The 9,296-nt window shown below is 72.9% G+C and carries 10 protein-coding genes; 6 read left to right on the top strand and 4 right to left on the bottom strand.

The window, feature by feature from the left end:
* Positions 1–161 precede the first annotated feature (161 nt).
* The 4 genes from tuf to ACFFNX_RS32940 all read right to left on the bottom strand — a co-directional run bounded on the left by tuf (position 162) and on the right by ACFFNX_RS32940 (position 4,133).
* Complete coding sequence (gene tuf, locus ACFFNX_RS32925) at positions 162–1,382, bottom strand: elongation factor Tu (protein ID WP_378209769.1); 1,221 nt, start codon at positions 1,380–1,382, stop codon at positions 162–164.
* A 254-nt stretch (positions 1,383–1,636) separates the two neighbouring features.
* Positions 1,637–2,320 carry a DUF6882 domain-containing protein gene (locus tag ACFFNX_RS32930; RefSeq protein ID WP_378209770.1) on the bottom strand — a complete coding sequence of 228 codons (684 nt, stop codon included), beginning with the start codon at positions 2,318–2,320 and terminating at the stop codon, positions 1,637–1,639.
* Positions 2,321–2,956: 636 nt separating this feature from the next.
* Positions 2,957–3,457 carry a Cys-tRNA(Pro) deacylase gene (ybaK, locus tag ACFFNX_RS32935; protein ID WP_378209771.1) on the bottom strand — a complete coding sequence of 167 codons (501 nt, stop codon included), beginning with the start codon at positions 3,455–3,457 and terminating at the stop codon, positions 2,957–2,959.
* Between the two features lie 13 nt (positions 3,458–3,470).
* A complete protein-coding gene (locus ACFFNX_RS32940) occupies positions 3,471–4,133 on the bottom strand; it encodes an LON peptidase substrate-binding domain-containing protein (RefSeq protein WP_378209772.1) in 663 nt (220 codons plus the stop codon).
* Between the two features lie 295 nt (positions 4,134–4,428).
* Between ACFFNX_RS32940 and ACFFNX_RS32945 the strand changes: the two genes are divergently transcribed.
* The 6 genes from ACFFNX_RS32945 to hisH all read left to right on the top strand — a co-directional run bounded on the left by ACFFNX_RS32945 (position 4,429) and on the right by hisH (position 9,217).
* Entirely contained in the window at positions 4,429–4,620 is a 192-nt protein-coding gene (locus ACFFNX_RS32945) for a hypothetical protein (protein WP_378209773.1), read from the top strand.
* A 52-nt stretch (positions 4,621–4,672) separates the two neighbouring features.
* On the top strand, positions 4,673–5,476 hold the full coding sequence (locus ACFFNX_RS32950) for a PhzF family protein (RefSeq protein ID WP_378209774.1): 804 nt from the start codon (positions 4,673–4,675) through the stop codon (positions 5,474–5,476).
* Between the two features lie 102 nt (positions 5,477–5,578).
* On the top strand, positions 5,579–6,886 hold the full coding sequence (gene hisD / locus ACFFNX_RS32955) for a histidinol dehydrogenase (protein WP_378209775.1): 1,308 nt from the start codon (positions 5,579–5,581) through the stop codon (positions 6,884–6,886).
* Entirely contained in the window at positions 6,883–7,968 is a 1,086-nt protein-coding gene (locus tag ACFFNX_RS32960) for a histidinol-phosphate transaminase (protein WP_378209776.1), read from the top strand. Before hisD ends, ACFFNX_RS32960 begins: the two co-directional genes overlap by 4 nt.
* Complete coding sequence (gene hisB / locus ACFFNX_RS32965; protein WP_378209777.1) at positions 7,965–8,585, top strand: imidazoleglycerol-phosphate dehydratase HisB; 621 nt, start codon at positions 7,965–7,967, stop codon at positions 8,583–8,585. Before ACFFNX_RS32960 ends, hisB begins: the two co-directional genes overlap by 4 nt.
* Complete coding sequence (gene hisH / locus ACFFNX_RS32970) at positions 8,585–9,217, top strand: imidazole glycerol phosphate synthase subunit HisH (RefSeq protein WP_378209778.1); 633 nt, start codon at positions 8,585–8,587, stop codon at positions 9,215–9,217. Before hisB ends, hisH begins: the two co-directional genes overlap by 1 nt.
* The last annotated feature ends 79 nt before the right edge of the window (positions 9,218–9,296 follow it).

Below are 9,296 nucleotides of genomic sequence, written 5' to 3' on the forward strand. Positions count from 1 at the left end.
CCTTGCGGTGGGAGGGCCTTGCGGTGGGAGGGCCCTGCGGTGGGAGGGCCCTGCGGTGGGAGGGCCCTGCGGTGGGTGGGGCCCGTGGTGGGTGGGGCCCGTGTTGGGATGGTCTGGCGCACCCCGGGGATCCCGCCGTGGCGGGATCCCCGGAAGCGCGGTCAGTCGAGCAGGGCGGTCACGGTGCCGGCGCCGACCGTGCGGCGGCCCTCGCGGATCGCGAAGCCCAGCCCCTCGTCCAGTGCCACCGCGCGGCCCAGGGCCACGGTCATCGTGACCGTGTCGCCGGGCAGCGCCATGCCGCCCTCGTCCAGTTCGATCTCGCCGGGCACGTCCGTCGTCCGCAGGTGGAACTGCGGCCGGTACCCGCTGAAGAACGGGCCGTTGCGGCCGCCCTCGTCCGTGCCGAGCACGTACACCTCGGCGCGGAACCCCGCGTGCGGCCGGATCGTGCCCGGCGCGCTCACGACCTGACCGCGGCGCACCTGCTCGCGTCGTACGCCGCGGAGCAGTACGGCCGTGTTGTCGCCGGCCTCGGCGTGGTCCATGGTCTGGCCGAACGTCTCCAGGCCGGTCGCGACCGTCGCGAACGTGTCGCCCAGGCCGACGACCTCGACGTGGTCGCCGAGCCGGATCGCGCCCTGCTCGACCACTCCGGTCACGACGGTGCCGCGGCCGGTGATGGTCAGGACGTTCTCGATCGGCAGCAGGAACGGCCGGTCCAGGATCCGCGCCGGCACCGGCACGTACGCGTCGACCGCGGCGAGGAGGTCCTCGATCCGGCGGACCCAGTACGGGTCGCCCTCGAGCGCCCGCAGGCCGGACACCCGGACCATCGGGATCTCCTCACCGGGGAAGCCGTACTGCGTCAGCAGCTCCCGTACCTCCAGCTCGACCAGGTCCAGCAGTTCGGCGTCCTCACCCCCGTGGCCACGCCCCGCCGCCCCCGAAGGGGCCTCGACCGTGTCCGCCTTGTTGAGGGCGACGACGATGTGGCGGACGCCGACCTGACGGGCGAGCACGACGTGCTCGCGGGTCTGCGGCATCGCGCCGTCCTGCGCGGACACGACCAGGATCGCCCCGTCGATCTGGGCCGCGCCGGTGACCATGTTCTTGACGTAGTCGGCGTGGCCGGGCATGTCGACGTGGGCGTAGTGCCGGGTCGGCGTCTCGTACTCGACGTGCGCGATGTTGATGGTGATGCCGCGGTCCCGCTCCTCCGGGGCCCGGTCGATGCCCTCGAACGGCACGACCTTCGCCAGCCCCTGCCGGGCCAGCACCGCGGTGATCGCCGCGGTGAGGGTGGTCTTGCCGTGGTCGACGTGCCCCATCGTGCCGATGTTGAGGTGCGGCTTGCCGCGTTCGTACAACCGCTTGGTCATGATGTGTCCTCGCGTCAGAAGAGGTGGACGTGAGAACCGGGGCGGCCCGCCGGGGGACCGCCGCGCCACCCTCCTCCGCGGGTTCTCGAAGGACGGGGCGGAGGAGGGTCAGCGTCGCAGGCCGTCGGAGAGCACGGCCGCGGCGCCCGGCGCATCGAGGTGCGCGGGCGAGCAGAACGCGGCCATGCCGAACATGCCACGCAGATTACGGTCGCCGGCGCGGAACGGTCCAGCGGTTTTCCGCCGGCGGCGCCTCAGCGCGCGACCAACTCCATCGACAGGGAGACGAACCGGTCCTCGCCGTCGAACTCGGCCACGCACGTGCCGCCCTCGGGCAGCGTCGCGACGATCGACGTCTCGTCCTCGCGGAAGGGCAGCCGGTGGTGGCCGAAGAACCGCGCGACCGTCAGCCGGTGGTCGGCCGGGAAGAGCGTCAGCCCGCTGGTGATCATCCGGGGTGCGGTCAGGGAGTCCCAGCCGGGCACCGGGGCGGACGCGTCCTGGATGGCGAAGTAGGCCACGCCGCCCTCGTAGCTGCCGGGGATCGTGCCCGGTGAGCCGATCAGACCGGTAGTGGCCATCGCCACGATGTCGCCGCCGCTGCGCGCGGGGCCGTCGTACCAGGACAGGTCCAGCTCCCGTGCGGTCAGCTCGGCGACGGCGAGGCGCGCCCCGATCGCCGTCGGGTTCACGACCGCCGGGTGGTCGGGGCCGAACTGCGGGTTCGCCCACCCCCACAGCCAGCTGCGGTTCTCTTCGGCGTAGCTGCCGAGAAGAGCGACCTTCAGCGTGACCTCGCCCTGCGTGTACGTGCCGGTGGCCAGGTCGGCGCTCCAGTCGGCGGCGGGCAGGAAGTCGACGAGGGCCTCCTGCTGCTGGGCCGCGATCGCCGCGTACGCCGCTCCCAGCCGGTCGAACGCCGGGCTGAATCCAGACATGGCGGGCACACTATCTCAGAGACCGCCCGGAGCCCCATGCCCAACCGTGCGACGGGCGGGGTTCCGCGTGGCCCGTGCCATGGAGCTACGGCAGGCCATGCGCCGGTCAGGCGCTACGCTGCGATCATCGGCGAGAGGCGGGGGGAAGTACGGATGGCCGGCCAGCTTCGGATCGGAGTGACGGCGACTCTCGTGATCGCGGTACTCGGCGCTCCCGCCGGGCTGCTGTGGACCACGGTCGCGCCGCGCACGACGTACGTGATCGCGGGCGGCAAGGCGCTCCTCGGCGACCCGGAGAGCCAGACGCTGATCGCCGCGGACGGCTGGTTCGCCGTGCTGACGGCCTGCGCCGGCCTGCTGTGCGGCGTCGTCGCCTACGTCCTGGCCGGACGGATGCGCGAGATGGGGCTGCTCGCCGCGCTCGGCGTCGGCGGCATCGCCGCCGGGCTCATCGCGTGGTGGACCGGCAGCATGATCGGGCGCTCCTCTTTCCAGCACGTGGTGCGGACGGCGCGCGACGGCACGGCGGCCAAGGGCGCGCTCGACCTGCACGCGGCGGGCGTGGTGATCGCCTGGCCGCTGATCGCGATCGTGGTGTTCGGGCTGCTCGAGGCCCTGGACGTCGCCCGGCGCGAGTCACGCGCGGTCGCGGGCGATGTCCGCGGTGGCGGCCCCGGTCAGGCCGACCAGGTCGGCGGGGGCCAGTTCGATCTGCAGGCCCCGCCGCCCGGCGGAGACGTAGATCGTCGGGAACCCTGACGCGGAGGCGTCCACGACCGTCGGCAGCCTCTTGCGCTGCCCCAGCGGGCTGATGCCGCCCCGGACGTACCCGGTCACGCGCTCGGCCGCCGCCGGGTCGGCCATGGCCGCGCGCTTGCCGCCCGCAGCGCCGGCGAGCGCCTTGAGGTCGAGCGTGGCCGACACCGGCACCACCGCGACGGTGAGGTCGCCGTCGACCTCGGTCACGAGCGTCTTGAACAGCCGATCGTGCGGCACGCCGAGGGCGTCCGCGGCGGCCTCGCCGTAGGACTCCTCACCGCCGTCGGTCTCGTACGGATGCAGGGTGAAGGCGATCCCGGCGCGGGTCGCCGCGACGGTCGCGGGCGTGCCCTTGCCGCCGCTCCTCTTCGAACCCACCGGCCGTGACTCCTTAATTCGGGCTGACGCCTCCGCCGAGGAACTCCGACGCCGGCACGGTCGGGAACGTCTCGAGCAGAAGATTCTCCCGCCTCAGCAGTTCGTACTCCAGCCGCAGCCGCGCCGCGGCGTCGTCGGCCTGCAGGAGGCGCTGTTTGTCCGTGCGGTCCAGGACCAGCGAGGCCGCCACGAGGTAGGACAGCGGCCCCGGCTCGGTCGGCAGGTCGTCCAGGTCGGCGACCTGCGCGCCGTGCGCGACGAGCCGGTCGCAGTAGCGCCGGAACTGGCCGGTCACCGGCGGGACCGCGTCCTGCGCGCCCGGCCCGTCCTCCTCCGGCAGCGGGGTCACCTCGGCGCACAGGTACGCGAGCGAGTCGTCGACGTCCTCGATGCGAAACCGGGTGCCGCCGGTCGTGACGACGTCGTACCGGCCGTCCTCGTCCTCCTGGACGTCGCGGATCTCGGCCGTGCAGCCGACGGGGGCGAGCCGGCGGGCGGCTCCGGGGCCGACCTCGTGGCCGAGCTCGATCGAGACCACTCCGAACCGGTGTGGCTCCTCGCCGTCGAGCAGATCGCTCATCAGGAGGCGGTAGCGCTCCTCGAACACGTGCAAGGGCAGGACGAGCCCAGGGAAGAGCACGGCCCCCAGCGGGAAGATCGGCAGCCGTTCGGTCACCGCGCCAGCGTACGACCTCTCGGCGATCTCCGCTTCCAGTAACTGATCTACAATGTAAAGGCGCCGGCCGTGATCCACAGGGCCGACTGCCCTCCCATGAGAGGCGTCGGGGCGGGCGGCGCCATCACCGGGTGGTGTGACGCTAGTCACCTTGGGCTAGATCGCGTCAACCTGCACACAGCACCGGATAGGGCGGCGTTAACGTCGGACCGTCCGCGCGGGCAGACGGCGCGCGGCCCGGCGGGTCGAAGCCGAAGACGACACCGCCGGTTGCTCTCCCGCTGGGAGGCCCATCATGTGGCTGAACTTCATCTTCCTCGTCCTCGCGTGCCTGTGTGTCGGTTTCATCCTCGGCTGGGTCGTGGCCCGGCCGCGGCGCTGGGGCGTCTTCGTGGCGAACGCCCCCCAGACGAGCGCCCCCCAGACGGCCACCCCTCAAACGGACGACGACCAGCCGGGCGTCGACTCCTTCGCCCGGCGAGCCTGACCCGCGCCGGCTCCCGGTTCTCCTCCGGAGTGGTGCGCCGTACGGTGACGGCATGCGGATCCATGTCGTCGACGCGTTCACCGGCCGGCCGTTCGCCGGCAACCCCGCAGGAGTCTGCGTCCTGGCCGGTCCGGCCGACCCCTCATGGATGCAGCGGGTCGCGATGGAGCTGAACCTGTCCGAGACCGCGTTCCCGCGCCCGATCGAGGACCCCGGCGCCGACTTCGAGCTCCGCTGGTTCACCCCGGCCGTCGAGGTCGCCCTGTGCGGGCACGCGACGCTCGCCGCGGCCCACGTGCTGTACGAGACGGGCGCCGTCCAGGCGGACCGGCCGATCCGCTTCGCCACCCTGCACAGCGGCGTCCTGACCGTACGGCGGGAGGGCGGCCTGCTGGTGATGGACTTCCCGGCCTGCCCGCCGGAGAAGATCGACCCGCCCGCGGGACTGGCCGAAGTGCTCGGCGCGTCGCCGTCCTGGACCGGGCGCAACGTCCAGAACGACATTCTGGCGGTTCTGGACGACGCCGGGAGCGTGCGCTCGCTGACCCCGGACCTGTCCGCGCTCCGCGGCTACGACGCCCGGGGGATCTGCGTCACGGCGCCGGACTCCTCCTACGACTTCGTCTCGCGGTTCTTCGGCCCGGCCGTGGGCGTACCGGAGGATCCGGTGACCGGGTCGGCGCACTGCATGCTGGCGCCGTTCTGGGCCGAGCGCCTCGGCCGTACGGACCTGCGCGCCCACCAGGCGTCGGCGCGCGGAGGCGACGTCCGCGTCCAGGTGCGGGGCGACCGCGTCCTGCTCCTCGGAGAGGCCGTCACGGTGATCGAGGGCACGCTCCGCGCGGAGCCGTCCTGAACAGGCGCGGAACGCGGTGAACGTCTCGAAAACTCCGTTGATCCGGTCTCAATGATTGAGACCGGCGCCCGTGCCGCCGAGCGTCCTTCGTAGACTGATCAGGTGATATCCCGTATCGATCTGCGTGGGTCCCTGCCCGGCGACCTGCGCTCCGTGCTGCCGCGAGCCGAGCTCGACGTCGAGGCCGCCCTGGCGAAGGTCCGGCCGATCTGCGACGACGTGCGACATCGCGGAGCCGCGGCGGTGCGGGAGTACACCGAGCGCTTCGACGGCGTCGCCCTGGCGTCCGCGCGGGTGCCCGCGGAGGAGATCCGCCGCGCCCTCGACGATCTCGATCCCGCCGTGCGCGACGCGCTCGAGGAGTGCGTCCGCCGTGCGCGCCTGGTCCACCGCGACCAGCGGCGCGCCGACGTCACCACCCAGGTCGTGCCCGGCGGCACGGTCACCGAGCGGTGGGTGCCGGTCGAGCGGGTCGGGCTGTACGTCCCGGGCGGCCGGGCCGTCTACCCCTCCAGCGTGGTCATGAACGTCGTGCCCGCGCAGGAGGCCGGTGTCGGCTCGCTCGCGGTCACCTCGCCCGCGCAGCGGGAGTTCGGCGGGCTGCCGCACCCGGTGATCCTCGCGGCGTGCGCGCTGCTCGGCGTCGATGAGGTGTACGCCGTCGGCGGCGCGCAGGCGATCGCGATGTTCGCCTACGGCACCGAGGAGTGCCGGCCGGCCGACCTGGTCACCGGACCCGGCAACATCTACGTCGCCGCGGCGAAACGGCTGCTCAAGGGCGTGATCGGCATCGACTCCGAGGCCGGTCCGACCGAGATCGCGATCCTCGCCGACGCCACCGCCGACCCGGTCCTGGTCGCCGCCGACCTGATCAGCCAGGCCGAGCACGACACGCTCGCCGCCTCGGTGCTGGTGACCGACTCCACCGGACTCGCCGACGCGGTCGAGCGCGAGCTCGCCGCTCAGGTCACCCGGACCAAGCACACCGAGCGCATCACCGAGGCGCTCGCCGGGCGGCAGTCGGGCATCGTGCTCGTGGACGACGTCGCCGCCGGGCTGAAGGTCGTCGACGCCTACGCCGCCGAGCACCTGGAGATCCAGACCGCGGACGCCGCGGCCGTCGCCGCGCGGGTGCGCAACGCCGGCGCGATCTTCGTCGGCCCGCACTCGCCGGTGTCGCTCGGCGACTACCTGGCCGGCTCCAACCACGTGCTGCCGACGGGCGGCTGCGCGTGCCACTCCGGCGGGCTGTCCGTGCAGACCTTCCTGCGCGGCATCCACGTCGTCGACTACGGCGAGACGGCCCTGGCCGAGGCGACCCGCCGGGTCGTCACGCTGGCCGAGGCCGAGGACCTGCCGGCCCACGGGGCCGCGCTCAAGGCGAGATTCGAGTGGGGGATCCCCGAATGACCGACGGCACCGTCTCGCTGAGCGATCTTCCGATCCGCGAGGACCTGCGCGGGCAGGAGCCCTACGGCGCGCCCCAGCTCGACGTCCCGGTCCGGCTCAACACCAACGAGAACCCCTACCCGCCGTCGCCGCGGCTGGTCGCGGCCCTGTCGGCGGCGATCGCGGACATCGCCGGAGGCCTCAACCGCTACCCCGACCGCGACGCCGTCGAGCTGCGCAAGGACCTGGCCGACTACCTCGGGCACGGCGTCACCGGGCGGCAGGTGTGGGCGGCGAACGGCTCCAACGAGATCATCCAGCAGATCCTGCAGGCGTTCGGCGGCCCGGGGCGCTCGGCGATCGGCTTCGAGCCGTCGTACTCCATGCACCCGATCATCACCGCGGTGAGCGGCACCAGGTGGATCAACGCCCATCGCGACGAGGACTTCGGGCTGGAGGCCGCGCGCGCGGTCGCCGCGGTCGAGGAGCACCGGCCCGACATCGTGTTCCTCACCTCGCCGAACAACCCGACCGGCACGGCGATGTCGCTCGAGGCGATCGAGGCGGTCCTGCGTGTCGCGCCGGGCATGGTCGTCGTGGACGAGGCGTACGCGGAGTTCCGGCGCGAGGGCACGCCGAGCGCGCTGTCGCTGCTGCCCGGCAACCCGCGCCTGATCGTCACCCGCACGATGAGCAAGGCGTTCGCGATGGCGGGCACGCGCGTCGGCTATCTCGCCGCCGACCCGGCCGTGGTCGACGCGCTGCTGCTCGTCCGCCTGCCGTACCACCTGTCGGCGGTCACCCAGGCGGTCGCGCGCACCGCGATCGCCCACCAGGAGGAGCTGCTGGGCGCGGTCCAGGCGCTGCGGGACGAGCGCGACGCCCTGGTCGCCTGGCTGCGCGGCGAAGGCCTCACGGTGGCCGACTCCGACGCGAACTTCGTCCTGTTCGGCCGGTTCCCCGATCGGCGCCGGGTCTGGCAGGGCATTCTTGATCGTGGCGTGCTGATCCGCGAGGTCGGCCCGCCGGAATGGCTGCGCGTCAGCGTGGGCACCCCCGAGGAGATGGCGGCCTTCCGTACCGCCCTGAAGGAGAGTCGATGATCGCTCCTGCGGCACGTGAGCAGGGTAGGCGCACCGGGCGGGTCGAGCGGGGCACCAAGGAGACCCGGGTCAGCGTCGAGATCGACCTCGACGGCACCGGCCAGGTCGACGTGGCCACCGGTGTGGGGTTCTTCGACCACATGCTGGCCCAGCTCGGCAAGCACGGCTCGTTCGACCTGACCGTCAAGACCGCCGGCGACCTGCACATCGACAGCCACCACACGATCGAGGACACCGCGATCGCGCTGGGCCAGGCGTTCCGCGAGGCGCTGGGCGACAAGTCCGGCATCCAGCGGTTCGCCAACGCGAGCGTGCCGCTGGACGAGACGCTCGCGCAGGTCACCGTGGACCTGTCCGGCCGCCCGTACCTCGTGCACACCGAGCCCGAGGGCATCGCGCCGATGATCGGGCCCGACTACGACACGACCATGACCCGGCACATCTTCGAGGCGTTCGTCTTCAACGCCGCGATCTGCCTGCACATCCACGTGCCGTACGGCCGCAACGCGCATCACATCGTGGAGGCGCAGTTCAAGGCGCTGGCCCGTGCCCTGCGCGACGCGTGCGCGCACGACCCGCGGGCGCACGGCATCCCGTCCACCAAGGGCGCGCTCTGATGTCCCCGAAGATCGCCGTCCTGGACTACGGGTCGGGGAACCTTCGGTCGGCCGAACGGGCGATCGCCCGGCTCGGCCCGGAGGTGACCGTCACCGCCGACTTCGACACCGCGCTGGAGGCCGACGGGCTGGTCGTGCCCGGCGTGGGCGCGTTCGCCGCGTGCATGAGCGGCCTGCGCGGGGTCCGCGGCGAGCAGATCATCGGCCGCCGGCTCGCGGGCGGCCGCCCGGTGCTGGGCATCTGCGTCGGCATGCAGATCCTGTTCGAGAAGGGCGTCGAGCACGGCATCACCACCGACGGCTGCGCCGAGTGGCCCGGGGCGGTCGAGCGGCTGAACGCGCCGATCCTGCCGCACATGGGTTGGAACACCGTCGAGGCGCCGGCGGGTTCGGTGCTGTTCCGCGGCCTGGACACCGGCACGCGGTTCTACTTCGTGCACTCCTACGCCGCCCGGAGCTGGGAGATGGAGCCGGGCCGGTTCGAGGCGCCGCTGGTGACCTGGGCCGAGCACGGGGAGCGCTTCGTCGCGGCGGTGGAGAACGGCGCGCTGTGCGCGACGCAGTTCCACCCGGAGAAGTCCGGCGACGCCGGAGCCGAGGTGCTGAAGAACTGGCTCTCGACACTGTCATGAGCAAGGAACGTCAGCGGCGGCGGGCCGCGCGTGAGGCCGAGCGCGCCCGTGCGGCGGCCGAGAGCGCCCGCCGCGACGC

Origin of the sequence: Actinoallomurus acaciae (assembly GCF_042429965.1) — a bacterium.
In the GTDB taxonomy this organism is placed as follows: domain Bacteria; phylum Actinomycetota; class Actinomycetes; order Streptosporangiales; family Streptosporangiaceae; genus Actinoallomurus; species Actinoallomurus acaciae.

Coding starts and splice junctions, on each gene's coding strand:
- ACFFNX_RS32930 (WP_378209770.1), bottom strand. CDS start 2,320: ATGTCTGGATTCAGCCCGGCGTTCGACCGGCTGGGAGCGGCGTACGCG.
- hisB (WP_378209777.1), top strand. CDS start 7,965: ATGATCGCTCCTGCGGCACGTGAGCAGGGTAGGCGCACCGGGCGGGTC.
- ACFFNX_RS32945 (WP_378209773.1), top strand. CDS start 4,429: ATGTGGCTGAACTTCATCTTCCTCGTCCTCGCGTGCCTGTGTGTCGGT.
- ACFFNX_RS32960 (WP_378209776.1), top strand. CDS start 6,883: ATGACCGACGGCACCGTCTCGCTGAGCGATCTTCCGATCCGCGAGGAC.
- tuf (WP_378209769.1), bottom strand. CDS start 1,382: ATGACCAAGCGGTTGTACGAACGCGGCAAGCCGCACCTCAACATCGGC.
- ACFFNX_RS32950 (WP_378209774.1), top strand. CDS start 4,673: ATGCGGATCCATGTCGTCGACGCGTTCACCGGCCGGCCGTTCGCCGGC.
- hisH (WP_378209778.1), top strand. CDS start 8,585: ATGTCCCCGAAGATCGCCGTCCTGGACTACGGGTCGGGGAACCTTCGG.